The sequence below is a fragment of the Pseudoduganella sp. R-32 genome (assembly GCF_049913245.1).
GTDB lineage: Bacteria > Pseudomonadota > Gammaproteobacteria > Burkholderiales > Burkholderiaceae_D > Rugamonas.
Genome location: NZ_CP183987.1, coordinates 6,031,971 through 6,054,581, shown reverse-complemented (window position 1 = coordinate 6,054,581; position 22,611 = coordinate 6,031,971). Strand labels below are relative to the sequence as shown.

Here is a 22,611-nt window from a genome sequence, read left to right as displayed (position 1 = left end):
AGGGAGCAGGCATGATCCAGGCAAGGCGTTGGCTGCAAGGTCCCTGGTTGCCTCCGCACCTGGGCAAGGCGCCTTACCTGTGGCTGCTGTCGCTGAATTTCTTCCTCTGGAAGTACTTCTACATCAAACCCTCGCTGCTCGAACTTGGCTTGCTGGTGCTGTCGATCCTGGCGTTCGTGCCGATGTACCTTGCCAGCTACTGGCTGCGCAACCTGCGCGTGGTGCCCCTGCTCCTGGCGACCATTGCGCTGGGCGTTGCCTGGGCGCCGTTCAATTTTGGCGCCTGCACCTATTTCATCTTTGCCTGCTCGATGTGCGCTGCGTTGGAGCAGCCGCGCCACGCTTACCTGGGAATCGGGATCACCCTGATTGCCGCGACGCTGCTTGCGCTGACGCTGGAGTTGCCGCTGCCTTTCCTGCTGCCGGCATTGGCGGTCGGCGCGCCAGTCGGCATCGCCAGCGTGATGGATGCGCGGGTGCGCCGCTCGAGCCAGCAACTGCTGCGCAAGCAGGAAGAAGTCGAGCATCTTGCCCGCATCGCAGAACGAGAACGCATCTCGCGCGACCTGCATGATTTGCTGGGACATACGCTGTCGCTGATCGCCATCAAGGCTGAACTGGCGGGACGCTTGCTGGAACGCGACACGGCGGCGACGGCGAAGGAAATCAAGGATATCGAAACCACCGCGCGCCATGCCCTGGCCGAAGTGCGTAGCGCAGTGACCGGCTATCGCCAGAGCGGCTTCGCACAAGAGCTGGCGCAGGCGCGCGCCGCGCTCGCCGCGGCCGGCGTGGAACTTGACGCAAATGTGCAGCCTTTCCCCATGCCTGCAACGGTGGAGAACGTGCTTGCGCTGTCGCTGCGCGAGGCCGTCACCAACATCCTGCGCCACGCCAGGGCGACGCGCTGCCTGGTGAGCGTAAGGCAGGACGGCGGGCAGGTTGTTTGCCACATCAGCGATGATGGCAGCGCGCCGCTTGACCGCGGGGCGCTGGCACGCGGCAATGGCCTGCGCGGCATGCGCGAGCGTGTCATGGCAGCGGGCGGGCGCCTGTCACTGCACGCCAGCGACGCCGCCGGCGGCCTGGCGCTGGAACTACATTTACCGATGGGAGCTGTCGCATGATCCGCGTACTGATCGCCGAAGACCAGTCGATGGTGCTGGGGGCGCTGGCTGCGCTACTGAAACTGGAACCCGACCTCGATGTGGTCGGCCAGGCGCGCAACGGGCAGGAGGCATTGCTGCTCTGTGAAGAACTGCGCCCCGACATCGTGCTGACCGATATCGAAATGCCGCTGATGACAGGCCTCGAGCTCGCTGCCGTGCTGGCCGAGCGCGGCGTCGCAACGCGCGTGGTGATCGTCACCACCTTTGCCCGCTCAGGCTACCTGCGACGCGCCATGGCGGCCGGCGTGCGCGGCTACCTGCTGAAAGATGCTCCATCCGATTCCCTGGCCTCCGCCATCCGCAGCGTGCATGCCGGCGGGCGCGCCATCGCGCCGGAGCTGGCGCTGGAGAGCTGGAGTGGAAGCGAAGACCCGTTGAGCGAACGCGAACGGCAGGTGCTGCGGCTCGCCGGTGAAGGCCGCAGTGGCGCGGAGATCGCAAAGCAGCTAAGCCTGTCGGAAGGGACGGTGCGCAACTACCTGTCGGAAGCGATCAGCAAGCTCAACGCAGGCAACCGCGTGGAAGCCTTCCGCCTGGCGCGCGAAGCGGGCTGGCTCTAGTCCGCAATCACGCCGATCATTGGTCCCAGGTCGGCACGGTGGTCGTTGCGGCCCAGGGCCGGCCAGTAAAGCGATGAGACCGAGCCGTCCAGGTAGAGGGCGTCCCGGCACTTCAACACATCGCGGAAATACCTGGCGAACTGGTAGAAATTGACCCGCTCTTCGCTAATGACAAAGACGGCTTTGCCGTCCAGGGCGCACACGCCGTTGCGCACGTGGCGCGAACGCGAATCCGGATCGAACAGCGGATTGACCACGCCATTGGTCAGCAGCATCGGGCCTGACTGCGTTGCCAGGCGCGCTTTGCCGGCAAGCGCCGGGTAGGCCGAAGATTCGACCACTTGGGCGCCGGCGTCGCTGACCAGGAACACGCCGTTTGGGCGCAAGAAAAAGTTGCCTTTGCCTGGCGACAGGTTCAGCGGCGACAGTTCGACACCGTCCGCAACGAACAAGCCAACCGGCGAGTAGTCCGCATGGTACATGCCCGCATTCATGCCGAACGATAGATGCTGGCCGCGCCCGTCCAACGCTGCAGCGACTCTCTCCAGCCGCTTGTAGGGACGGCCCTGCTCATCGTTCAGGAACAGTTGCAGGCGTTCGCGCAGCGGATCGACCGTGATGACCGTAAAATGCGGCTCGCCGGCGCGCATCGTGCCGCATGCGGCCACTGATGCAAGCAGCAGGAGGGCAGGGGGAACGCGCACTAGGTGAACAGGGGAGGCAATTCCGCAGCGCGCTTGCGCAGCAGCTGCTTGGCTTCCTCGTACTGGGGATAGATGCGGCCGACATTGGCCCAGAAGCGCGGGCTGTGGTTCATCTCGAGGATATGCGCCAGCTCGTGCGCCACCACATAGTCCACCAGCGGCAGCGAGAAGTGCATCAGCTTCCAGTTCAGGCGGATCGTGCGCTGCGCGGTGCAGGAGCCCCAGCGCGTGTCGGCCGAGGACAGCGAAAACCCGGCATACTGCACGCCCAGCCGCGCCGCATACAGGTCCAGCCGTTGCTGGAACAGGCCTTCCGCCTGCGCCTTGTACCAGTTCTTGACGCGTTCCTTGAGCAGCTGCTCGGTGGCGCCCTGCACCAGTCCCATCGACAGCTCCATCGCCACCGGATCGAATTCGGTCCGATTGCGCGGCGCCTGGTACAGGCGCAGCGTGATCTCTTCGCCCAGGTAGGGCAGCTTCGCGCCGTCATCCCACACGATGGCCGGCTTTTCCAGGCGCGCCGCGCGGCGCTGGCGGCGTTCGTCAAGCTTGGACAGTATCCAGTGCTGCTTGGCGCGGATGGCGTTGTCGATGTCGGCCAGCGAGCAGCGCTTGGGCGCCGTCACGTACAGGCCGGTATCGTCGACCGTAAAGCCGATCGAGCGGCGCGTGGAGCGCTTCAGCACGTATTCGAGAATGTATTCGCCGACAAGAAGTTGTCGCTTGTCCTGGTCGACGGACAGTGGCGGGTTGGTCGGTTCAGGGCGGCGCAGTTGCACCGGGGGACGCAGCAGGTTCACTGCCGCGGGAGCGGGAACGGGAAACGGGGAAGAAGGCGCGGCCGCTGGCGGCGGCGCCTCCTGTTGCGCTTCGGCCTTTTCGGCTAGCCAGCGCTGTAGGCGTGGGGCGAAATGACGCGCATTTCTGATTCGATCCACTTTTCCACCTGCTCCATCAATTCGTCGGGAGTTTTACCTTCCGACGAAATCGGTTTGCCCACCGACACCGTAACGGTGCCCGGTTTCTTGATAAAGGAATTCTTTGGCCAGCACTCGCCGGAGTTCAGCGCGATCGGCACCACCACCGCACCGGTTTCCACTGCCAGGCGCGTGCCGCCGCTCTTGTACTTGCCTTGCTGGCCGACCGGAATGCGAGTCCCTTCCGGGAACATGATAATCCATTGGCCGTCCTTGAGTCGACGCTTGCCGTGCGCAACAACGGATTTGAATGCATTCTTGCCTTGCTTGCGGTCGATCGGGATCATGCGCAGCAGCGCAATGCCCCAGCCGAAGAAGGGGATGTACAGGATTTCTTTTTTAAATACAAACACCAGCGGGCGCGGCAGGTTCGCCAGCAGGAAGATGGTCTCCCATGCCGACTGGTGCTTGGACAGGATGATCGCCGGGGCATCCGGGAAGTTTTCGTAGCCCTTGAACTGGTAGTTGATGCCGCAGATCCATTTGGCGCACCAGACGATGAAGACGTTCCAGCGCGACGTCACGAAATAGCGTTTGTTGTATGGCAGCGGCGCCGCCAGCATGCAGACTCCGGACCAGATGACGGTGGCAATTGCCATCAGAACCATGAACAGGGCGGAACGCAGGAACAGAACGAAATTACGCAACGACAGTCTCCAATTAATCGGACTTAAGGATGTGGTCTACAGTGGCAGCGAGGTCGGGGAAGACTTGCGTGCCGGGCGGCAGTCCACCAGTAGCATGAGTCTTCTCGCCCTTGCCCGTCAATACCAGGAACGGCACGCAGCCGCTGATGAAGCCTGCCTGCAGGTCACGCAGCGAATCGCCCACGGTCGGCACGCCTTTCAGGCTGATCTCGAAGCGCTTCGAGATTTCCGTGAACATGCCAGGCTTTGGCTTGCGGCAGTCGCAGTTGTCGGCTGCCGCGTGCGGGCAGAAGAAGATGGCGTCGATATCGGCGCCCACCTGCTGCGCCAGGCGGTGCATCTTCTGGTGGACCGCGTTCAGGGTGTTGATGTCGAAGTACTGGCGGGCGATGCCCGACTGGTTCGACGCGATCACCACGCGGTAGCCCGCCTGGTTCAGGCGGGCGATGGCTTCCAGCGAGCCGGGGATGGGGATCCACTCGTCCGGCGACTTGATGAAGTCGGGCGAATCGTGGTTGATCACGCCATCCCGGTCCAGGATGATCAGCTTGGTCGGCTGGGTCTGAGGCATATCAGGCTGCCAGCTTGGAAATGTCGGCCACGCGGTTCATCATGCCGTGCAGGGAAGACAGCAGCGCCAGTCGGTTGTTGCGCAGCGCGATATCCTCTGCCATCACCATCACGTCGTTGAAGAAGGCGTCGACTTCTTCCTTCAGTTGCGCCAATGTCTTGAGCGTGGCGCTGAAGTCGCCCTTGGCCCATGCCGTGTCGACTTCCGGCGCCACGCGGCCCATGGCTGCGTGCAGAGCCTTTTCGGCGGCATCTTGCAGCAGGTCCGCGCGCACCGTGCCGGCTTGCGCCAGCGCTTCCTCGTTCTTCTTCAGGATGTTGGTGATGCGCTTGTTGGCGCCGGCCAGCGAGACCGACTCCGGCAGGGCGGCGAAGGCTTGCACGGCCTCCAGGCGCTGCACGATGTCGTCCAGGCGGTCCGGGTTCTGCGCCACGACTGCTTCGATCTCGTTTACGCTGAAGCCGCGCTCGCGCAGCATGCCGCGCAGGCGGTCCATCATGAACGCGGTGACTTCGGCGGTCGGGTCCTTGAAATTCGGCACGGCCACGAACTGCGCGGCCGCGTCGCCCAGCAGCGCCGAGACGGACAGCGGCAGGCGCTTTTCCACCAGCATGCGCAGCACGCCCAAGGCGTGGCGGCGCAGCGCAAATGGGTCCTTGTCGCCGGTCGGCTGCAGGCCGATGGCCCAGATGCCGACCAGGGTTTCGACCTTGTCGGCCAGTGCCACGGCGGTGCCGGTGGCGGTAGACGGCAGGTTGTCGCCGGCGAAGCGCGGCTGGTAGTGCTCGGAAGCGGCCAGGGCGACTTCTTCGTGTTCGCCGTCGTGGCGCGCGTAGTAGGTACCCATGATGCCTTGCAGCTCAGGGAATTCGCCCACCATGTCGGTCAGCAGGTCGGCCTTGGACAGGCGTGCGGCGCGTTCTGCGAGCGCCTTGTCGCCGCCCAGGCGGCCGGCGATGGCGGCGGCCAGCGAGGTGACGCGCTCGGAGCGCTCGGCCTGGGTGCCCAGCTTGTTGTGGTACACCACGTTCTTCAGCAGCGGCAGGCGCGATTCCAGCGACTTCTTCTTGTCCTGCTCGAAGAAGAACTTGGCGTCGGACAGGCGCGGGCGCACGACACGCTCGTTGCCGCCGATGATGGCGGCCGGCGTGTCGGTCGCAATGTTCGACACGATCAGGAAGCGCGAGCGCAGCTTGCCGTTGGCATCGGTCAGGGCGAAGTATTTCTGATTCGTCTGCATGGTGAGGATCAGGCATTCCTGCGGCACGGCCAGGAATTCTTCCTCGAAGTGGCATTCATACACGACCGGCCATTCGACCAGGGACGACACTTCTTCCAGTAGCGCTTCCGGCATCAGCACCTGGTCGGCGCCTGCCTTTTGCAGCAGGGCGGTACGGATCGCCTCTTTGCGCGCGTCGAAGCCTGCAACGACTTTGCCCGCCTCAGCCAGGGTGGCTGCGTAGGACTCGGCGTCCGCGATGGTCACTTCACGCTTGCCCGGTGCGGTCAGGAAACGGTGGCCTTCGGTCTTGTTGGCTGCGGTCAGGCCCAGCAGGGTCAGTGGCAGCACGGTGGCGCCATGCAGGGCGACCAGCGCGTGGGCCGGGCGCACGAACTGCACGGTCTCGCCGTCTGGACGCTGGTAGCTCATCACCTTAGGAATCGGCAGCTTGGCGATGGTTTCTTCCAGCGCTGCTTGCGCGCCCGCTTGCAGGGCGGAGCCGGCTGCCAGCTTAGTGTAGAAGAAGCTTTCGGCCTTGCCGTCCTGGGCACGTTCCATGTCGGCGACGGCGATGTGGGCCAGGCCCATGGCTGCCAGCTTCTTGGTCAGCGGCGCGGTCGGGTTGCCGTCGGCGTCCAATGCGATGGCGACTGGCAGGATCTTTTCGCGTACCTGCTTGTCCGGCGAGGTGGCGCGTACTTTGGTGATCGACACCGCCAGGCGGCGCGGCGTGGCGTAAGTGGTGGCGACGCTGTCTTCTTCCAGGAAGTCGCGCGATTTCAGGCCGTTGACGATGCCGGAGGCGAAAGCGGCGCCCAGCTTGGACAGGGCCTTCGGCGGCAGTTCTTCGGTCAGCAGTTCGATGAGCAGGGTCTGATTCATGTTCGGTATTCTTTTATTTGGCGACCATCGGGAAGCCGAGGCGTTCGCGGGACTCGTAGTAGGCCTGGGCCACCATGCGCGACAGGTTGCGCACGCGGCCGATGTAGGCGGCGCGCTCGGTCACGGAGATGGCGCCGCGGGCGTCCAGCATGTTGAAGCTGTGCGAGGCTTTCATGATCTGCTCGTAGGCCGGCAGGGTCAGTTGCAGCTCGATCAGGCGCTTCGCTTCCGATTCGTGGTTGGCGAATTGCGCGAACAGCAGCTCGGTGTTGGCGTGCTCGAAATTGTAGGTGGACTGCTCCACTTCGTTCTGGTGGAACACGTCGCCGTACTTCAGCTGCTTCTTCACACCGCCTTCTTCCCACTCGGTCCACACCAGGTCGTAGACGTTTTCCACGCCCTGCAGGTACATGGCCAGGCGCTCAACGCCGTAGGTGATCTCGCCCAGCACCGGCTTGCAATCGAGGCCGCCCACTTGCTGGAAGTAGGTGAACTGGGTCACTTCCATGCCGTTCAGCCAGACTTCCCAGCCCAGGCCCCAGGCGCCCAGGGTGGGGCTTTCCCAGTCGTCTTCCACGAAGCGTACGTCGTTCTGTTTCAGGTCCAGGCCCAGCGCTTCCAGGGAGCCCAGGTACAGGTCCAGGATGTTTTCCGGCGCCGGCTTCAGGACCACCTGGTACTGGTAGTAGTGCTGCAGGCGGTTCGGGTTTTCGCCGTAGCGGCCGTCTTTCGGGCGGCGCGATGGCTGGACGTAGGCGGCACGCCAAGGCTCAGGGCCGATGGCGCGCAGGAAAGTGCCGGTGTGGAAGGTGCCCGCGCCGACTTCCATGTCGTACGGCTGGAGCAATGCGCAGCCCTGCTTGTCCCAGTAGGTTTGCAGGGTCAGGATAATTTGTTGAAATGTCAGCATCGTGGTCGTTGGTGGCGCCCTGGGCGCGAGCGTTATCGGTTCGCTAAAACGGCTCATTTTAGCGGTTTTTGCGGCGAACCTGTAGAGTTTTGCCCGGCTGGCTGGTCCTTTGATCCATATCAAACCTTGGCGGTGCCGCGTGAACCTCTAGCCCGTAGCCGCCTCCAAGCAGCATGGATAGTCCAAATGCCGACTTTGATTCCCCGTGGACGCATGCCCCTGAGCGCTATCTGGCTGATTTTGCGGAACTTTTCCTGCTTGAAACGCGGGAAAGGCAAGTTGCACCCGAGAGCCTGGAGCAGGAGCTTGGCCAATGCATGCGCGATGGGGCATTTGGGCTGCGTCGACTGGACAAGCTGATGCGCGTTACTGAGCCGGACAGTTCCAGTTGCTTGTGGCATATCGAAGTCCAGACCGCCAGCCAGGCTGATTTTGCGGAGCGCATGTTTATCTGCTACTACCGCCTGTATGAACGCTTCCGCCTGCCGGTGCGTAGTATCGCTATCCTTGGCGATCTCAGCCCAACTTGGCGTCCGGAGGGCCTGGAGATGATTTCCGGGCGCACGCATTTGAGTTTCGGATTCGAAACGATCAAGTTAATCGACTTTGAGGACCGGATCGCGGAACTACTGTTGAGCGACAACGTTTTCGCGTGGCTGGTTTCGGCGCATGTGGCGACCCTTCGCACTCGCAGGGAACTAGAGGACCGCATGCGTGTCAAAGGCTGTCTGCTAACAGGAATTCATGCTTGTGGTTGGCCTAAGGAAAAAGTTCTCGATGTTCATGAGTTAATCGATCGCATGATGCGCTTGCCTTGGGGATTGCAGCAACAGCTGGATGCCAGGTTGGAGGACTTGTTTGGGAGGAGTGCCATGCCTTACGTGAGTGCGTATGAACATCGCGTTGAAAAGCGTGCCAAGATCAAAGGCCGCCAGGAAGGCCGGTTGGAAGGCCGGTTGGAAGGTCGGATGGAAGGTCGGATGGAAGGACGGATGGAAGGACGGATGGAAGGACGGCTGGAAGGACGGCTGGAAGGACGCGAAGAAGGACGCGAGGAAGGACTACGGGAGGGGAAGCTGCGCATGTTGCGCCAGATCGTCCTGTCCCAACTTGGGCTGCGTTTTGGTCCATTGGACGAGCATGTGCAGCAAGTGATCGCCGCAGGCACCGTCGAGGACCTGGAGCGTCAAATCATGGCGGTGCTGGAAGCAAAAAGTATCGAAGATGTCATTGAGAGCGCAAAACACTGATCGGTTTTGCGCTCCACTCCGCTAGCGTTTAACGGATCGCGCCCAGAGCCAGGCACCGGCCAAGGCCAGGGCGGCAAGGACAAAGAACAGCTTGTTCTGCAGCTTGATGTAAGGCGTGTCGCCCGACATGCCTTGTACCGTTGCGCTCAATACGCCCGGCTGGCGATAAGGCAACGCGTGCATCACTTCGCCGCGTGGAGAGATCACGACCGTGGCGCCGCTATTGGTGGCGCTCAGCATCGGCCGGCCGGTTTCCAGCGCACGCATCTGCGACATCTGCAAGTGCTGCGGAATCGCAATCGATTCCCCGTACCATGCCAGCTCGGATACGTTCAGCATCACCGTGGCGCCGGTCAGCGAAATCTGTTCCGCGATCTCTTCTCCGAACACGTTTTCGTAGCAGATATTCGGCAGCACTTTCTGGTCCTTCACCGGGAACGGGGCCTGGATCACAGCGCCGCGTGTCTGGTCACCGAGCGGGATCTGCATCAGGTTGGTGAACCAGCGGAAGCCAGTCGGGATGAATTCACCGAACGGCACCAAGTGGTGCTTGTCGTAGCGATAAGTGCTGCTGGAGAGCGAAGGCGGCAGGCCGAGCACGCTGTTCGAATATTCCACGCCATTGGTCATCGGCATGCCCAGCACGATATGGCTGCCGGTGCGGCGCGCGAACTGGCCGTAGGAATCCAGGTAGCCAGGCGGCAGTTGAGAGGCGAACAGCGGCACTCCCGTTTCCGGAATTGCGATCAGGTCGGCGGGAGCCGCAGTTACCACTTGCTGGTACATGCGCAGGATGTCGCCGAGATGCTTGATGTCGAATTTATTCACCAGCGGGACATTGCCCTGAACCAGGCGCACCGACAGGGGATTGCCGGAAGGCGTCGTCCATTCGACCCGGCCCAGCGCAAAGCCGCCGATCCAGATCGCCGCTACCAGCGTAATCGCCTTGTAGCGGAACGGATGCATCAGCAGCGGCAGGGCGCCAGCGGTGATGGCGGCCAGCCAGCTGATGCCGTACACGCCCAGCACCGGGGCATAGCCTGCCAGCGGCGAAGTATTGTGTGCATAGCCCGCCGTCACCCAGGGAAAACCGGTGAAAAGCCAGCCGCGCAGGAATTCGAACAGAGCCCAGCAAGCCGGCAACACAAGAAGCGTGGCGGCAGGCAGCGGCAGCGGCCAGCGCTTGCGCAGCCAGGCGGTAGCGGCCAGGGCGCCCGAGGCATACAAGGCCATTGCCGCCGCCAGCAGGGCGATCGAAATGGCGGCCAGCGGCGCCGGCATGCCGCCGAAATTGTGGATCGCGATGTACAACCAATGGAATCCCGCCAGGCACCAGCCAAAGCCGAAGGCCCAGCCGACCAGGGCGCAGGCACGCACGCCATCCGCGCGCAAGGCCTGGTAGGCCAGCATTGCCAGCGAAAGGATCTGTAGCGGCCACCAGCCGAACGGCGCGAACGCGAACACGCCCGCCGCGCCGGAGATGGCGGCGATCAGCATGCGGCTACGGGTAGAGCGGGGCGCGGCAGGCGGTTCGCCTGCCTTGGTCTTACGCCAGCGCATCAGTCCTGCTCGTCCACGGATGCCGGCAGTTTTTCAACCGTCAGCACATGGACCTGGCGCGCATCGGCGCGCAGCACTTCAAAGCGCAGGTTGGCGATGTCGAAGGTATCGCCCTTGTGCGGCATGCGGCCCAGGTGCTTGGCCACCAGGCCGCCGATGGTGTCGACATCCTCGTCGGCCAAGTCGGCATCCAGCTCTTCATTGAACTGTTCCAGCTCGGTCAGCGCCTTGATGCGCCAGCGAGGGCCGATCTTGCCTTCCTTGATGGAGAGGATATTGTCTTCTTCTTCATCGAAATCGTATTCGTCTTCGATATCGCCGACGATCTGCTCCAGCACGTCCTCGATGGTGATCAGGCCGGCCACGCCGGAGTACTCATCGACCACGATGGCCATATGGTTATGGTTGGCGCGGAAGTCGCGCAGCAGCACGTTCAGGCGTTTCGATTCCGGGATGAAGATCGCAGGGCGCAGCATGTCGCGCACGTCGAACGATTCTTCCGCGTAATAGCGCAGCAGATCCTTCGCCAGCAGGATGCCGACCACCTTGTCGCGTTCACCTTCGATGGCAGGGAAGCGCGAGTGGGCCGTTTCCAGCACCAGCGGGAGCCATTCCTCGATCGGTTTGGTGATGTCGATGACGTCCATCTGCGAGCGCGGGATCATGATGTCGCGCGCCGACAGGTCCGACACCTGGAACACGCCTTCGATCATCGACAGCGCGTCGGCGTCGATCAGGTTGCGTTCATGGGCGTCGTGCAGGACTTCAAGCAGCTCCGAGCGGCTCTCGGGCTCAGGGGAAATCAGGGCGGTGAGTCGCTCGAACAGCGACCGGTGTGGTTTAGCGTCATTCCTGACGCTACTAGAGTGCTCTTGCATAATTGGCATTAAAGCCGTTGTTCCGAAGTGCTATAGCATACACTAAACGGCCGAGTCCCGGCCGAAATTATCAGATTGGAAACTCATGCAGATCAGTGCAGTCACCTATGGATCCGACCAGTGCGGCCTCGTATGCGGTTACCTGTTCGGGCGCGGCCCGCAGCCGGTGCCGATCGAGGCATCCGAGGCCGAACAATGGCTGCGTGATACGGGCACCCCGGCAGGGGAGTTCATCTGGCTGCATTTCAACCTTGCCAACACCGCCAGCGAAAAATGGATGCGCGAACATGCCGTGCTGGCCAATGAATATTACGACAGCCTGCATGAAGAGGGCGCGCGCTCGACCCGCATCGAGCAGGCCGACGATACCCTGGTGGCCGTGGTCAACGACGTGCTGCGCGACTTCAGTTTCGAGCCGTCGGATATTTCCAGCGTCTGCCTGAGCGTCGACCGGCGGCTGGTGGTCAGCGCCCGGCGCAAGCCATTGCAGGCAGTCGAAAGGCTGCGGCAGGCCGTGCGCGGCGGCGAAAACCTGGTCTCCAGCGTAGTGCTGCTGACCCACCTGTTGCGCGACCAGGCGGACGTGCTGACCCGCATCGTGCGCGACGCTACCGGCAAGGTGGATCGGATCGAAGACAACCTCCTGTCGGGCAAGCTGAAATTCAAGCGCGCCGACCTGGGCGCCCTGCGGCGGGTGCTGGTGCGGCTGCAACGGCTGCTGGCGCCAGAGCCGGCGGCCTTGTTCCGCCTGCTGCAACGGCCGCCGTCGTGGGCCAGCGAGGCGGATCGGCAGGAACTGCGCGAATCGACCGAGGAATTTGCGGTAGTGCTGAACGACATGGCGGCGCTGCAGGAGCGCATCAAGCTGCTGCAGGAAGAGATTGCGGCCCTGGTCAACGAGGCCAATAACCGCAGCCTTTATGTGTTGACCATCGTGACGGTGCTGGCGCTGCCGATCAATATCATTGCCGGCCTGCTGGGTATGAATGTCGGCGGCGTACCGCTGGCCGACGACAAGGCCGGCTTCTGGATCATCGCCGGCATCGTGGTGCTGTTTACCGTGGTGGCGGGGGCCTGGCTGTTCCGCCAGCGTAACGATTAGGCGGCGTTTCCGCGCTCCTTCAGCCACTGCGTGAACAGGTCCACGCGAGGCGACGCGCGCTGGCGGCCCACTGCAAACGAATAAGTGCCGCTTTCGATAGCGGCCGGCAGGAGGCGCTGAAGCGTACCGTTTTCGAGCATTGCCGCGACAAAGGCCTCCGGCACTACCAGCACGCCGAGCCCTTGCACGGCAGCCTGGATAGCCAGCACCGTGTTGTCAAATTCAATGGCCGGTGCCAGCGTCCTGGCATCCATGCCATGCGCCTGGCTCCATAATGGCCACAGGTCGGGCCGCGAGCGCATGCCGATGCGCGGCGCCGTGGCCAGCCAGTACATGTTGTCCGGCTCGCGCGAGCTCAGGCCTGCTGCGAAGGATGGACTCGACACCAATACGCAGTGCTCGCGCATGAACACCTGTGAAGGTATCCCGCGCAATTCCGCCCCATCCCGGCGCAGGAAAACATCGACCGGCGCGGAAGGATTGATGTCGCCGTCCGCGGTGCGCACATCAATGCGGATGTGCGGATATTGCTGGCGGAAGCCCGTCAGTTGCGGAATCAGCCAGTGCATGGCCAGCGTCACGCTGGTGTCGACCAGGATCGAGGCCTGGTTTCCCGGGTTGCCGCCGGGTTCGAGCATGCCGACGATTTCCGCCATCTTGCCGGCGGCCTGTTCATGCAACTGCCGGCCGGCGGCGGTTAGTGCGGCCGCATTGCCGGCCGTACGCTCGAACAGTATTTGCCTGAGGTGTCCTTCGAGCGCCTGTACCTGGCGGCTGACGGCGCTCGGCGTCAGGTGCAGGGCTTGTGCCGCCTGGCGGAACCCGCCTTCCCGCACGACGATGCAGAAAACATGGAGTGCATGGAGGGGCGGACGGACGGTCATCGATTGCTCGGCAAGATAGTGTTGAGGAATACTCAACACATCATACCAAGATCTCGTTTGAATGCCTGTCGGGCCAGCGGCACACTGCGCACATGAACAATACTTATTGGATGTTTGCGGTCATGGTGGTCTTCACCGTGTCGAGCCCGGGGCCAGGGGTGTTGATGACGCTGGACAATGCCATCGCGACTGGCTGGCGCGCGGCCATGCATGGAGTGCTGGGCCTGGCCATCGGCGCTGCCGTCATGGCCGGCTTGTCTTCGGCCGGAATTGGGCTGCTGATTCGTTCCTCGCCAGCCTCGTTCCTGCTGCTGAAGTATTGCGGCGTCAGCTACCTCTTCTACCTCGCCTGCAAGGCCTGGGGCCGCGTGCCAGCACCCATTGGACAAGGCGCCGCAGCGGGCCAGGCGCAAGAGGCCGACGGCTGCCGCAAGCGCCTGCTGCGCGGTGTTTTGCTCCAGACGAGCAACCCGAAGTCGCTGCTGTTCTTCCTGTCTGTCCTGCCGCAAGTGGCCGGCGCCACGGGAGCCGCGCAACAGCAGGTACCGCTGGCCCTGGCCATTGCCACCTATTGCATGGTGCTGGTTGTGATCCACGGGATCTATGCGGGGCTTGCGGCGAAGGCGCGCGCGTGGCTCAGCCGGCCGAGCGCTGCGCGCACCCTGTCGCGCCTGAGCGCTTTCGTGTTCTGCGCCTTCGGCGTGACGATGCTGACGCTGGAAGTCTAGTACGGGTCGGCGTAACCGAGGCCGGTGACGATCTCGGTTTCGATGTCTTCCATCTCGGCCGCTTCTTCGTCATCCTCGTGGTCGTAGCCCTGGGCGTGCAATACGCCGTGCACGATCAGGTGGGCGGTGTGCTCTTCCACGGTTTTCTTCTGCTCGGCCGCTTCGCGCTGCAGCACGTCGGTGCACAGGATGATGTCGGCGCGCGTCGGCTCGTCCTCGGCCACTTCCTCGCCTTCGTTGTAAGCGAAGGTCAGCACATTGGTGGCGTAGTCCTTGCCGCGGTAGTCGCGGTTCAGCTCCTGGCCTTCTTCCGCATCGACGAAACGGATGGTCAGTTCAGCCGGTGCGAACAGGGCCGCCTTGACCCATTTGCGGATCATTGGGCGGGTGATTTCTTCCTGCAGGCGCGGGTCGGCGTATTGGACGGACAGGGCCAGCTTATTTTTTTCGGACATTGCGCACAGCTTTCACAGCGGGTTTCACGGTTTGCAGCAGGGGCGCCAGCTCGGCGCTGGCTTCCTGGGCATTCTCATAGGCATCGACAATGCGCGCCACCAACGGATGGCGTACCACGTCGGCGCTGGAGAACTGGCTGAAGGCGATGCCGCGCACATTGCGCAGCACGTGCATGGCATCGACCAGGCCGGATTTCTGGTGCTTCTGCAGGTCGATCTGGGTCACGTCGCCCGTCACCACGGCCTTGCTGCCAAAGCCGATACGGGTCAGGAACATCTTCATCTGTTCGACAGTGGTGTTCTGCGCCTCGTCCAGGATGACGAAGGCGTGGTTCAGCGTGCGGCCGCGCATATAGGCAAGCGGGGCGATCTCGATCACCTGTTTCTCGAACATCTTCTGCGTGCGGTCGAAGCCGAGCAGGTCGTACAGCGCGTCGTACAGCGGGCGCAAATACGGGTCGACTTTCTGCGCCAGGTCGCCTGGAAGGAAGCCCAGGCGCTCGCCCGCTTCCACCGCAGGGCGGGTCAGGATGATGCGCTTGACCGCGTCGCGCTCCAGGGCGTCGACCGCGCAGGCCACTGCCAGATAGGTCTTGCCGGTACCGGCCGGGCCGATGCCGAAGCTGATGTCGTGGTCGAGGATATTGCGCAGGTAGCGGATCTGGTGCGGCGTGCGGCCGCGCAGGTCGTTGCGGCGCGTTTTCAGCACCGGGCTGGTGATGTCCGGTTCGTGGAAAGGAGGCTCTTCCTCGCCCGGGCCAAAGTCGTCCGGCGCCTCGCTGGCGCGCTGCTCGACCAGGGCGAGCTGGACTTCCTCCACCGGCACTACCTTGTCGGCGACTTCATAGAAGCGCTCGAGGATGGCCACTGCGCGTTCGGCATTGGTGCCGCTGACAATGAATTTTTCGCCGCGGCGGAAAATGGTCACGTCCAGCGCCGCTGAAATCTGGCGCAGGTTTTCATCGAGCGGGCCGCACAAATGGGCCAGGCGTGTGTTGTCCAGGGGTTCTGGGACGAAGTAGTGCGGTTGCACCGGGGTTTTTGTTTTCAAAGTATCGCTTCTCCGCGCAGGGAGTAATCCAGGCTTTCGGTGATGCGCACGCTGACCATCTGGCCAATCAGTGCCTGCGCATTGGCGCCGCCGTCGAAGTGCACGGTGCGGGTATTGCTGGCGCGGCCCTGCATTTCATTGCCGCCGCGCTTGGACTGGCCTTCCACCAGCACCTGCATGGTCATGCCGACCATGGCGGCGCTGTGGCGCTTGGTGTTCTCGTCGAACAGGGCTTGCAGGCGCTGCAGGCGGGCCGATTTGACTTCGGCCGGGGTGTCGTCGGCCAGGTTGGCGGCCGGCGTGCCGGGGCGCTTGCTGAAGATGAAGCTGAAGCTGTTGTCGAAGTCGACGTCCTGCACCAGCTTGACCATCGCTTCGAAATCCTCGTCGGTCTCGCCGGGGAAGCCGACGATGAAGTCCGAAGAGATCACCACGTTCGGGCGCACCGCGCGCACCTTGCGGATGATGGATTTGTATTCCAGCGCAGTGTAGCCGCGCTTCATGGCGCCCAGGATCTTGTCCGAGCCATGCTGGGCCGGCAGGTAAAGCTGGTCCGCCAGTTTCGGGATTTCCGCGTAGCAGTCGATCAGGCGCTGCGTGAACTCCTTCGGATGACTGGTGACGAAGCGGATGCGTTCAATACCGGGAATCTCGGCCACGTATTCGATCAGCATGGCGAAATCGGCGACGCTGCCGTCCGCGGTCTCGCCGCGGAAGGCATTCACGTTCTGGCCGAGCAGCATGACTTCCTTCACGCCCTGGGCAGCCAGGCCGGCGACTTCGGTCAGCACGTCTTCGAAGCGGCGCGATACTTCCTCGCCGCGGGTGTAGGGCACCACGCAGTAGGAACAGTATTTGGAGCAGCCTTCCATGATCGAGACGTAGGCGAAAGCGCCTTCCACGCGCGCCGGCGGCAGGTGGTCGAACTTTTCGATTTCGGGGAAGCTGATGTCGATCTGCGGCTTGCCGGTGTGGCGGCGCAGTTCGATCATCTTCGGCAGGCGGTGCAGGGTTTGCGGGCCAAACACCACGTCCACCAGCGGCGCGCGCTTGACGATGGCTTCGCCCTCCTGCGAGGCGACGCAGCCGCCCACGCCAATCACCAGTTCAGGCTTGGCTTGCTTGAGCTTCTTGAAGGTGCCCAGGTCCGAAAACACCTTTTCCTGCGCCTTTTCGCGCACGGAGCAGGTGTTGAGGAGGATAACGTCGGCTTCTTCCGGGGATTCGGTGCGTACCAGTCCCTCGGACGCGCCGAGCAGGTCTGCCATCTTGTCCGAGTCGTACTCGTTCATCTGGCAGCCGAAGGTTTTGATGAATACTTTTTTCTGCATACCCGCAAGTTTACCGTAAATCGCCAATCGTCCCTTGAAAACCGGCCCCGCGAGCTCTAGAGTTAAAAGAGCAATTTTCTGCGGGAGCTATGTCATGGCTATCAATGGAATAGGACCGACCACCCCGAATGTCCAGCAGGTGGACAGTGCTGCAGCCGAACGCCGCCTGGCCGAACAGCGCCAGTTGCGGCAGGAAGAGCAACGCATCCGCGAGCAGCAGGCCGCAAGCACCGAGCAAATCAGTACCCGCCGTGAAGAGACTCGTGCCCTGGAGCAAGCACAATCGGCCGAGCTGCAGGATTTCCTGACCCGGCAGGACCTGCTGGCCCAGAATGCCCAGTCAAGCCAGCGCACGCCAGGCACCCCGGCGCCGGGCAGCATCATTTCCGTTACAGCCTGAAATATCCGCGCAACACAATTTCCGTATGGTTCTTTCGTGCGACACAGGAATAATGACTGTGTTGAAATGGCATTGTTGTCAAGATTTTCGGCAAATCATCGCCAAGTCTTGATGTTGAACAAGGTTCGCTTCGCAGCGCAGTAAGAAGATTAGCAAGACTGCAAGGCCCTTTCCTCAACACTCCACTGTCAAGAGAGGATCAATCATGGCACACCACGCTCTCGCTTCGCAGGAAAGCTACAACCCGAACCACCTGCTGGACATCCTGCTCGGCAAAATGCAATTGAAGAACGATGCTGCGCTGTCGCGCATGCTGGAAGTCGCACCGCCCGTCATCAGTAAAATCCGCCACCATCGCTTGCCAGTCGGCGCATCCCTGCTGATTCGCATGCATGAAGTGACCGGCATGAGCATTCGCGAACTGCGTGACTTGATGGGCGATCGCCGCACCAAGTATCGCCTGTCGGATGCGCAAGGCCGCCCGAAGCCAGAGGACAAGCCAGTCGGCGCCTCGACCCAGGGCGGCATGCCGCAGGCCAGCGCGCACTAAGCGCGCTGCGCATCAGGCCATCAACACCAGCGCAATTTCTTCATATTGCAGTTCCGTTTCGCGGAACAGGTGCAGGAAAGTGTCTTCGCCCAGGTTGAGCGCTTTCCAGGCAATCGGGGAAACGGGCGGCACCAGGTCGTCCGGTTTCTGCACGAGGTCGAGCGCATGCACCACCGCGTCGGCCACGTGCACGATGGCAGCCAGGAAGCCGGCTCCTGGCTTTCCGGGTTCGTGGTGGCCGGCAATCGCCAGCCGCATGGTGTCTGAAAAATTCCAGTGCTCCGCCAACGCCAGGCCGGCTTCGACATGGTCGATGCCGAGCACGGCGCGTTCCGCCTCCAGCGTATAGCAGTCGTGTTCCTTCTGGTAGGCGATCACCTCGGCATACCGCTCAGGGAAGGTCGACACCAGCACCAGGCGTCCGATATCGTGCAGCAGCCCCGCCGTGAAAGCATAATCCTGGTTGAAGCGCACGTGGCGCGCCAGCACCTTGGCGCAAGCTGCCGTCGCTATCGAATGGCGCCAGAACATGCCGTGGTCAAAGCCGGGGCACTGCTTGCCGGCGAAGCAGCCGGTCACTGCGGCCGCCGTAATCAGGTTGCGCGTGCTCTGGAAACCGAGGAAGGTAATCGCTTGCTGGATCGTGGTCACCTTGACCTGCAGCCCGAACAGCGAAGAATTCGCCAGACGCAGCGTCTTGGCGGTCAAGGCCTGGTCATGCGAGACCTTCTTTGCCAGCACGGCAATATCGATTTCTTCCTGGTCCACACTGTTCAGCAGTTCCATCACCACGGCCGGCAGCGAAGGCAGGTCGTCCAGATTTTTCACCACGTCGTCATAACTGAGCGGTGCGCTCATGCAGCCTCCTTGCCAACGCGGAAATCCGTGACCAGGGTGCGCAGCGCCTTGGCCGCAGAGTCTTCGGCATCGGCCGGATCGTGGCGGCGGAACAGCACTTCGATGCGCGCCAGGTGGGCAGTGCGTTCGGCAGCCGATTGCGCCGGGTCGGGCGGTGTGTCGTCAACCACGGCCAGCGACTCGATGCCGTGGCCTTGCAGGCGCTCCAGCATGCGTTCGGTCAGCACGGCGCCTGCCGGCAGGAGGACCTGGCCGTGCGTGTCCAGCAGTTCGTCAGAAAGCACCATGCCAGGCTCGACCTTGGCAAGGGGCAGGTGGCGGTATGTCGCCGTCATTGTTTTATCTCCCACAGATCAATGCCAGATCTTACATCAGTGCCGGGAAGGCATCACCCTTAAAATCTTGCCAAGTCACACCGCTTCCCTTACATTGGGGGGAATATGGGGAGGGAGTGAATGTTTGGTATCCAAGGCCGGCTGACTGCACTGTTCGTTGTGATCGTCACCGTCGTGCTGGGCATTTCCGGCACCTACGCCCAATACAGCCTGGGTCACGAACTGGAAGTAGCTAACCAGCGCCTGCGCGAGGGCGTGCTGACCCGCTTGCAGACCAGCCTGCCATCCGCCCTGTGGGACCTCGACAAGGCCAAGGTCGACAATATCGTGGCAGCCGAGATGCTGCCGCCGGAACTGGTTGCGATCCGCGTCTACGACACCTCGGTCGGCCTGTTTTCCGGCAAGCGCCGCAAGGAAGACGGCAGCATCGTCCCCATCGAATCCGAAACTGCCGTGCAGGGCGCGCCGGTCGTGGCCGACCTGGCCTACCGCGACGCCGGCGCCGCTGGCAGTGCCCTGAAACCGGTGATCGTGGGCCGCGTCGTGGTCAATTTCACCCGTGCCCAGATCGATGCCACGCTGGCCGCCGAAGTGCGCCGCAAAGTGGTGGAAGTGCTGACGCTGGACCTGATCCTGGTGGTGGCGCTGGCGCTGTCCCTGCGCATCGTGTTCGATCCCTTGAAGAAGCTGCGCGACGGCTTGTTCGAACTGGCCACGCGCGGTTCCGATGAAGTGGAGGAGCTGCCGGAAAAACGCAGCGATGAACTGGGTGACGTGATCCGCGGCTTCAACGCCATCCAGCGCAAGGTTAAATCGATCATCAAGCGCACCCGCGAAGCGGAAGACCTGGCGCGCCGTTCGGCGCAGGAAACGGCGCAGGCGCTCGACGACTTGCAGCGCACCCAGGAATCCCTGCTGCAGGCCGAGCGCCTGGCGTCCCTCGGTTCGCTGGTGGCCGGCGTGGCCCATGAAATCAACACGCCGGTCGGCATCGCGCTGACCAGCGCCTCGGTGCTGATGGATGCCACCACGGCCGTCGACGAGTCGATGAAGGCGGGCCAGGTGAAGAAGTCGGAAATCCAGAAATACATCGATACGGCCGGTGAAAGCGCGCGCCTGATCATGAACAATGCTTACCGCGCAGCGCACCTGATCCACAGCTTCAAGCAAATTGCGGTCGACCAGGTCAGCGAAGCGCGGCGCCGCTTCGAACTGAAGGAATACATTGGCGAAGTGGTGTCCAGCCTGCAGCCGAAGCTGAAGAAAACCCGCATCGTGGTCGCCATCAACTGCCCCGACGACGTCATTCTGGACAGCTATCCCGGCGCCTTGGCGCAGGTCATCACCAACCTCACGCTGAACTGCGTCGAACACGCCTTCGAGCCCGATGGCGCCGGCAATATCGACATCAACGTCATCCCGGAAGGCGACCATATCGAAATGCAGGTCGTCGACAACGGCAAGGGCATTGCACCGGACATGCTGGACAAGGTCTTCGACCCCTTCGTCACCACCCGGCGCGGGCAGGGCGGCACCGGCCTCGGCCTGAACATCGTCTTCAACCTGGTCGTCAAGCAGTTCGGCGGCACCATTTCGGTGTCGAGCACGCTGGGCAAGGGCGCCAGTTTCGTCTTCCGCATCCCGCGCGTGACGCCGGGCGATGAAAATGAGGACAGGCACCCGGACGCCCCCTTGCACGCGCCGATTGCGAGCTGAGCGCCGCCGCAGGAGCATCTGCCGCATACTGAAGCCATGCAGGGAGGAATGTCATGGATAAGCAGCGCCTGATCGCCTTGTTGCGCGGAATTAACGTCGGACGCGCAAAACGCGTTGCGATGGCCGACCTGCGCAAGGTGCTGAGCGATATGGGCTACGGCGACGTGCGCACGCTGCTCAACAGCGGCAACGTCGTGTTTGATTGCAATGCCGCCGATGCTGCCGACAGCGCTGCGCGCATCGAAGAAGCACTGGTGCTCAAGCTCGGCGTACCGGCCAAAGTCACCGTGATCGAGGCCGCCCAGTTGGCCGAGATCGTCAAGGAAAACAGCCTGCAGGAGGTGGCCAGCGACCATTCGCGGCTGCTGGTGGCTGTCCTCAACAGGCCCGATGAAGACCGCGGCAAGCTGGAACCTCTGGCACGGCAGAGCTGGCAGCCGGAAGCGTTCGCACTCGGCCGCCACGCCGCCTACATCTGGTGCCCCGATGGCGTGCTGACCAGCCGCGCTGCCGCAGCGATGGGCAAGGCGCTGGGCGATGCGGTCACTTCGCGCAATTGGAGCACCATCAGCAAACTGCACGCGATGGCAAATAATTAGTTGTCGACTGTCGCGTCCAGCGTCTAAAATCGCTTATCCATGATTTTGTCAGATGCACAATGAAGATTGGCGATTCGATAAGAGGTGCCATGATACTGGGCGCCGTCGTAGTGGCCCTGGTCATCGGTGGCTTTGCTGTGGCCGACAATGGCTGGCAAAAAGTCAGCTGCATTGGCCGCGCCATCGTCGGTGGTGTCGCCTTGAGCAATATCCACAGCGTTTGCGGCTTATGACTGGCGGGCGCGCCGCTCGGTCACCGATTCAAATCCCACTCCCCAGCTATCGGTTTCCACTTCGTCGATGATGACGAAGGTGGTGGCCGGGTCTTTGTCCAGCACCTCCTGCAGCATCCTGGTGGTGCGGGCGATCAGTTCCTTCTTCTGTTCCACGGTCGGGCCGCCTTGTTCGCGGGTGACCTTGATGTTCACGTAGGGCATGCCAGTCTCCTTGCTTACCAGTTGCCGGCTGCCGCGCCGTCATCGACGGTCAGCACATGGCCGGAGATGAAGCTCGAATCGGTCAGGTAAAGCACCGCGTCGGCGATGTCGTCGGCCGTACCCATCCTGTGGGTCGGCACCAGGCCTTTCAGGAATTCCTGGGTACCGGCATCCGTGCTGTGCAGCGGGGTGCTGATGATGCCGGGCGCTACCGCGTTCACCTTGATGTTCTTGTTGGCCACCTCGAGCGCCAGGGCGCGCGTCGCCATGTTCAGGCCGCCCTTGATCAGCACGGGCAGCAGCGCGGTCGCCTTGGCCGGCGTCACGCCCAGGCTGGCGGTGATGTTGACGATGTGGCCGCCGCCGTTGGCTTCCATGTGTCGCACCGCTTCCTGAGCCGGGAACAGGAAGCCCTTCAGGTTGGTCGCCACAATGGCGTCGGTGTCGGCCTCGGTGTAATCGACGGCCGGCTTGGCGATGAAGATGCCGGCGTTATTCACCAGGATGTCGACCTTGCCGAAACGCGCAGCCGCCTTATCGAACAGTTCCCTGGCCGTCGCCGGCGAGGCGATATCGCCGGCGACCGGCAGGAAGTTGGCGGGATTTCCGAGGTGGGCTGCAGCCGCTTGCAGGCGGTCCATGGTGCGGGCGTTGCCGACCACGTTGTAGCCGCGCGCCAGGTAGGCCTTGGCGATGGCAAAGCCCAGGCCGCTGGAAGCGCCGGTCACGATTGCTGTCTTGGTCATTTGGAACTCCATGAGTTTGGTTGAGGTGAGTCCACTATACTTATGACGTTTTGGTAGATAAATATGGTTTCCGGTAATTGACTTGATAC

Annotated in this window: 26 protein-coding genes; 9 read left to right on the top strand and 17 right to left on the bottom strand. The window is 62.6% G+C overall.

Features of this window, described 5'->3' with window-relative positions; translation table 11 throughout:
- Positions 1 to 11: 11 nt before the first annotated feature.
- Together ACN9MU_RS27715 and ACN9MU_RS27710 are read left to right on the top strand one after the other, a co-directional pair.
- A complete protein-coding gene (locus tag ACN9MU_RS27715) occupies positions 12 to 1,127 on the top strand; it encodes a sensor histidine kinase (RefSeq protein ID WP_426343752.1) in 1,116 nt (371 codons plus the stop codon).
- Entirely contained in the window at positions 1,124 to 1,729 is a 606-nt protein-coding gene (locus ACN9MU_RS27710; RefSeq protein ID WP_426164767.1) for a response regulator, read from the top strand. Before ACN9MU_RS27715 ends, ACN9MU_RS27710 begins: the two co-directional genes overlap by 4 nt.
- On the opposite strand, the gene ACN9MU_RS27705 is transcribed toward ACN9MU_RS27710, so the two are convergent.
- The 6 genes from ACN9MU_RS27705 to glyQ are packed head-to-tail and all read right to left on the bottom strand — an operon-like array spanning position 1,726 to position 7,642.
- Positions 1,726 to 2,433 (bottom strand): phosphodiester glycosidase family protein, encoded by a 708-nt coding sequence (locus ACN9MU_RS27705; protein ID WP_426343751.1) that lies wholly within the window; start codon positions 2,431 to 2,433, stop codon positions 1,726 to 1,728. The two genes, ACN9MU_RS27710 and ACN9MU_RS27705, sit on opposite strands and share 4 nt — an antisense overlap.
- Positions 2,433 to 3,371, bottom strand: a complete 939-nt coding sequence (locus tag ACN9MU_RS27700; protein ID WP_426343750.1) for a M48 family metallopeptidase — start codon at positions 3,369 to 3,371, stop codon at positions 2,433 to 2,435. The genes ACN9MU_RS27705 and ACN9MU_RS27700 overlap by 1 nt, the downstream gene beginning before the upstream one ends.
- Positions 3,317 to 4,057 (bottom strand): lysophospholipid acyltransferase family protein, encoded by a 741-nt coding sequence (locus ACN9MU_RS27695; RefSeq protein ID WP_426343749.1) that lies wholly within the window; start codon positions 4,055 to 4,057, stop codon positions 3,317 to 3,319. The genes ACN9MU_RS27700 and ACN9MU_RS27695 overlap by 55 nt, the downstream gene beginning before the upstream one ends.
- 13 nt (positions 4,058 to 4,070) lie before the next feature.
- A complete protein-coding gene (gmhB, locus tag ACN9MU_RS27690; RefSeq protein WP_426343748.1) occupies positions 4,071 to 4,628 on the bottom strand; it encodes a D-glycero-beta-D-manno-heptose 1,7-bisphosphate 7-phosphatase in 558 nt (185 codons plus the stop codon).
- A 1-nt stretch (position 4,629) separates the two neighbouring features.
- A complete protein-coding gene (gene glyS, locus ACN9MU_RS27685; RefSeq protein ID WP_426164757.1) occupies positions 4,630 to 6,732 on the bottom strand; it encodes a glycine--tRNA ligase subunit beta in 2,103 nt (700 codons plus the stop codon).
- A 13-nt stretch (positions 6,733 to 6,745) separates the two neighbouring features.
- The gene (glyQ, locus tag ACN9MU_RS27680) at positions 6,746 to 7,642 is read right to left on the bottom strand and encodes a glycine--tRNA ligase subunit alpha (RefSeq protein ID WP_426164755.1); all 897 of its coding nucleotides are present in this window, start codon (positions 7,640 to 7,642) and stop codon (positions 6,746 to 6,748) included.
- A 173-nt stretch (positions 7,643 to 7,815) separates the two neighbouring features.
- Between glyQ and ACN9MU_RS27675 the strand changes: the two genes are divergently transcribed.
- Positions 7,816 to 8,892, top strand: coding sequence for a hypothetical protein (locus tag ACN9MU_RS27675; protein ID WP_426343747.1), 1,077 nt, complete (start codon positions 7,816 to 7,818; stop codon positions 8,890 to 8,892).
- Between the two features lie 21 nt (positions 8,893 to 8,913).
- Here the strand turns inward: ACN9MU_RS27675 and lnt are convergent, their stop codons facing one another.
- Positions 8,914 to 10,452: an apolipoprotein N-acyltransferase gene (lnt, locus tag ACN9MU_RS27670; protein ID WP_426319230.1), complete on the bottom strand. Its 1,539-nt coding sequence runs from the start codon at positions 10,450 to 10,452 to the stop codon at positions 8,914 to 8,916.
- Complete coding sequence (locus ACN9MU_RS27665) at positions 10,452 to 11,330, bottom strand: HlyC/CorC family transporter (protein WP_426172317.1); 879 nt, start codon at positions 11,328 to 11,330, stop codon at positions 10,452 to 10,454. The genes lnt and ACN9MU_RS27665 overlap by 1 nt, the downstream gene beginning before the upstream one ends.
- An 85-nt stretch (positions 11,331 to 11,415) precedes the next feature.
- Here ACN9MU_RS27665 and ACN9MU_RS27660 point away from each other — a divergent pair, with 85 nt between their 5' ends.
- Positions 11,416 to 12,432 carry a transporter gene (locus tag ACN9MU_RS27660; RefSeq protein ID WP_426319229.1) on the top strand — a complete coding sequence of 339 codons (1,017 nt, stop codon included), beginning with the start codon at positions 11,416 to 11,418 and terminating at the stop codon, positions 12,430 to 12,432.
- On the opposite strand, the gene ACN9MU_RS27655 is transcribed toward ACN9MU_RS27660, so the two are convergent.
- Complete coding sequence (locus tag ACN9MU_RS27655; protein WP_426164747.1) at positions 12,429 to 13,352, bottom strand: LysR family transcriptional regulator; 924 nt, start codon at positions 13,350 to 13,352, stop codon at positions 12,429 to 12,431. The genes ACN9MU_RS27660 and ACN9MU_RS27655 overlap by 4 nt on opposite strands.
- 56 nt (positions 13,353 to 13,408) lie before the next feature.
- Between ACN9MU_RS27655 and ACN9MU_RS27650 the strand changes: the two genes are divergently transcribed.
- Positions 13,409 to 14,044: a LysE family translocator gene (locus ACN9MU_RS27650; protein ID WP_426164745.1), complete on the top strand. Its 636-nt coding sequence runs from the start codon at positions 13,409 to 13,411 to the stop codon at positions 14,042 to 14,044.
- On the opposite strand, the gene ybeY is transcribed toward ACN9MU_RS27650, so the two are convergent.
- Genes ybeY through miaB form a run of 3 tightly spaced genes read right to left on the bottom strand, consistent with a single transcriptional unit; the run spans position 14,041 to position 16,881 of the window.
- Entirely contained in the window at positions 14,041 to 14,499 is a 459-nt protein-coding gene (gene ybeY, locus ACN9MU_RS27645; RefSeq protein WP_426336399.1) for an rRNA maturation RNase YbeY, read from the bottom strand. The genes ACN9MU_RS27650 and ybeY overlap by 4 nt on opposite strands.
- Positions 14,483 to 15,550: a PhoH family protein gene (locus ACN9MU_RS27640; protein ID WP_426164741.1), complete on the bottom strand. Its 1,068-nt coding sequence runs from the start codon at positions 15,548 to 15,550 to the stop codon at positions 14,483 to 14,485. The genes ybeY and ACN9MU_RS27640 overlap by 17 nt, the downstream gene beginning before the upstream one ends.
- Positions 15,547 to 16,881, bottom strand: coding sequence for a tRNA (N6-isopentenyl adenosine(37)-C2)-methylthiotransferase MiaB (gene miaB / locus ACN9MU_RS27635; protein WP_426343746.1), 1,335 nt, complete (start codon positions 16,879 to 16,881; stop codon positions 15,547 to 15,549). Before miaB ends, ACN9MU_RS27640 begins: the two co-directional genes overlap by 4 nt.
- 94 nt (positions 16,882 to 16,975) lie before the next feature.
- On the opposite strand from miaB, the gene ACN9MU_RS27630 reads away from it, so the two are divergent.
- Positions 16,976 to 17,281, top strand: a complete 306-nt coding sequence (locus ACN9MU_RS27630) for a hypothetical protein (RefSeq protein WP_426164737.1) — start codon at positions 16,976 to 16,978, stop codon at positions 17,279 to 17,281.
- A gap of 205 nt (positions 17,282 to 17,486) precedes the next feature.
- Positions 17,487 to 17,831: a hypothetical protein gene (locus ACN9MU_RS27625; RefSeq protein WP_055929479.1), complete on the top strand. Its 345-nt coding sequence runs from the start codon at positions 17,487 to 17,489 to the stop codon at positions 17,829 to 17,831.
- A 12-nt stretch (positions 17,832 to 17,843) separates the two neighbouring features.
- Here ACN9MU_RS27625 and ACN9MU_RS27620 read toward each other — a convergent pair whose 3' ends face one another.
- Positions 17,844 to 18,689 (bottom strand): HDOD domain-containing protein, encoded by an 846-nt coding sequence (locus tag ACN9MU_RS27620; protein ID WP_426164735.1) that lies wholly within the window; start codon positions 18,687 to 18,689, stop codon positions 17,844 to 17,846.
- Positions 18,686 to 19,024 carry a hypothetical protein gene (locus ACN9MU_RS27615; RefSeq protein WP_426164733.1) on the bottom strand — a complete coding sequence of 113 codons (339 nt, stop codon included), beginning with the start codon at positions 19,022 to 19,024 and terminating at the stop codon, positions 18,686 to 18,688. The genes ACN9MU_RS27620 and ACN9MU_RS27615 overlap by 4 nt, the downstream gene beginning before the upstream one ends.
- 120 nt (positions 19,025 to 19,144) lie before the next feature.
- On the opposite strand from ACN9MU_RS27615, the gene ACN9MU_RS27610 reads away from it, so the two are divergent.
- Positions 19,145 to 20,740 carry a sensor histidine kinase gene (locus ACN9MU_RS27610; RefSeq protein WP_426164731.1) on the top strand — a complete coding sequence of 532 codons (1,596 nt, stop codon included), beginning with the start codon at positions 19,145 to 19,147 and terminating at the stop codon, positions 20,738 to 20,740.
- Between the two features lie 53 nt (positions 20,741 to 20,793).
- Positions 20,794 to 21,339, top strand: coding sequence for a DUF1697 domain-containing protein (locus ACN9MU_RS27605; protein WP_426164729.1), 546 nt, complete (start codon positions 20,794 to 20,796; stop codon positions 21,337 to 21,339).
- A 23-nt stretch (positions 21,340 to 21,362) separates the two neighbouring features.
- Here ACN9MU_RS27605 and ACN9MU_RS27600 read toward each other — a convergent pair whose 3' ends face one another.
- The 3 genes from ACN9MU_RS27600 to ACN9MU_RS27590 are packed head-to-tail and all read right to left on the bottom strand — an operon-like array spanning position 21,363 to position 22,522.
- Positions 21,363 to 21,554, bottom strand: a complete 192-nt coding sequence (locus ACN9MU_RS27600; protein ID WP_426343745.1) for a hypothetical protein — start codon at positions 21,552 to 21,554, stop codon at positions 21,363 to 21,365.
- A gap of 12 nt (positions 21,555 to 21,566) precedes the next feature.
- A complete protein-coding gene (locus ACN9MU_RS27595; protein ID WP_426164725.1) occupies positions 21,567 to 21,776 on the bottom strand; it encodes a tautomerase family protein in 210 nt (69 codons plus the stop codon).
- Positions 21,777 to 21,790: 14 nt separating this feature from the next.
- Positions 21,791 to 22,522, bottom strand: a complete 732-nt coding sequence (locus ACN9MU_RS27590) for an SDR family NAD(P)-dependent oxidoreductase (RefSeq protein WP_426343744.1) — start codon at positions 22,520 to 22,522, stop codon at positions 21,791 to 21,793.
- Between the last annotated feature and the right edge of the window lie 89 nt (positions 22,523 to 22,611).

Coding starts and splice junctions, on each gene's coding strand:
- ACN9MU_RS27715 (WP_426343752.1), top strand. CDS start 12: ATGATCCAGGCAAGGCGTTGGCTGCAAGGTCCCTGGTTGCCTCCGCAC.
- ACN9MU_RS27710 (WP_426164767.1), top strand. CDS start 1,124: ATGATCCGCGTACTGATCGCCGAAGACCAGTCGATGGTGCTGGGGGCG.
- gmhB (WP_426343748.1), bottom strand. CDS start 4,628: ATGCCTCAGACCCAGCCGACCAAGCTGATCATCCTGGACCGGGATGGC.
- glyS (WP_426164757.1), bottom strand. CDS start 6,732: ATGAATCAGACCCTGCTCATCGAACTGCTGACCGAAGAACTGCCGCCG.
- glyQ (WP_426164755.1), bottom strand. CDS start 7,642: ATGCTGACATTTCAACAAATTATCCTGACCCTGCAAACCTACTGGGAC.
- ACN9MU_RS27675 (WP_426343747.1), top strand. CDS start 7,816: ATGGATAGTCCAAATGCCGACTTTGATTCCCCGTGGACGCATGCCCCT.
- lnt (WP_426319230.1), bottom strand. CDS start 10,452: ATGCGCTGGCGTAAGACCAAGGCAGGCGAACCGCCTGCCGCGCCCCGC.
- ACN9MU_RS27665 (WP_426172317.1), bottom strand. CDS start 11,330: ATGCAAGAGCACTCTAGTAGCGTCAGGAATGACGCTAAACCACACCGG.
- ACN9MU_RS27660 (WP_426319229.1), top strand. CDS start 11,416: ATGCAGATCAGTGCAGTCACCTATGGATCCGACCAGTGCGGCCTCGTA.
- ACN9MU_RS27650 (WP_426164745.1), top strand. CDS start 13,409: ATGAACAATACTTATTGGATGTTTGCGGTCATGGTGGTCTTCACCGTG.
- ybeY (WP_426336399.1), bottom strand. CDS start 14,499: ATGTCCGAAAAAAATAAGCTGGCCCTGTCCGTCCAATACGCCGACCCG.
- miaB (WP_426343746.1), bottom strand. CDS start 16,881: ATGCAGAAAAAAGTATTCATCAAAACCTTCGGCTGCCAGATGAACGAG.
- ACN9MU_RS27630 (WP_426164737.1), top strand. CDS start 16,976: ATGGCTATCAATGGAATAGGACCGACCACCCCGAATGTCCAGCAGGTG.
- ACN9MU_RS27625 (WP_055929479.1), top strand. CDS start 17,487: ATGGCACACCACGCTCTCGCTTCGCAGGAAAGCTACAACCCGAACCAC.
- ACN9MU_RS27620 (WP_426164735.1), bottom strand. CDS start 18,689: ATGAGCGCACCGCTCAGTTATGACGACGTGGTGAAAAATCTGGACGAC.
- ACN9MU_RS27615 (WP_426164733.1), bottom strand. CDS start 19,024: ATGACGGCGACATACCGCCACCTGCCCCTTGCCAAGGTCGAGCCTGGC.
- ACN9MU_RS27610 (WP_426164731.1), top strand. CDS start 19,145: ATGTTTGGTATCCAAGGCCGGCTGACTGCACTGTTCGTTGTGATCGTC.
- ACN9MU_RS27605 (WP_426164729.1), top strand. CDS start 20,794: ATGGATAAGCAGCGCCTGATCGCCTTGTTGCGCGGAATTAACGTCGGA.
- ACN9MU_RS27595 (WP_426164725.1), bottom strand. CDS start 21,776: ATGCCCTACGTGAACATCAAGGTCACCCGCGAACAAGGCGGCCCGACC.
- ACN9MU_RS27590 (WP_426343744.1), bottom strand. CDS start 22,522: ATGACCAAGACAGCAATCGTGACCGGCGCTTCCAGCGGCCTGGGCTTT.